Consider the following 524-nt stretch of genomic DNA (forward strand, 5'->3'; position numbering starts at 1 on the left):
AAATGAATACCAAGTCTCTGAGTGAACATACGTAATTCATTACGAAGTTTAATTCACGAGCATCAAACTTAAATTGAAGAGTTTGATCATGGCTCAGATTGAACGCTGGCGGCAGGCCTAACACATGCAAGTCGAGCGGCAGCGGAAAGTAGCTTGCTACTTTGCCGGCGAGCGGCGGACGGGTGAGTAATGTCTGGGAAACTGCCTGATGGAGGGGGATAACTACTGGAAACGGTAGCTAATACCGCATAACGTCGCAAGACCAAAGAGGGGGACCTTCGGGCCTCTTGCCATCAGATGTGCCCAGATGGGATTAGCTAGTAGGTGGGGTAACGGCTCACCTAGGCGACGATCCCTAGCTGGTCTGAGAGGATGACCAGCCACACTGGAACTGAGACACGGTCCAGACTCCTACGGGAGGCAGCAGTGGGGAATATTGCACAATGGGCGCAAGCCTGATGCAGCCATGCCGCGTGTATGAAGAAGGCCTTCGGGTTGTAAAGTACTTTCAGCGGGGAGGAAGG

At 52.7% G+C, this 524-nt stretch carries 1 rRNA gene; it reads left to right on the forward strand.

What is annotated here, in order from left to right:
- Positions 1–70: 70 nt before the first annotated feature.
- A 16S ribosomal RNA gene (locus tag DEO48_RS26470) occupies positions 71–524 on the forward strand; the annotation flags it as partial.

The sequence above is a fragment of the Enterobacter sp. CGMCC 5087 genome (genome assembly GCF_003144775.1).
Classification (GTDB): Bacteria; Pseudomonadota; Gammaproteobacteria; order Enterobacterales; family Enterobacteriaceae; genus Enterobacter; species Enterobacter cloacae_M.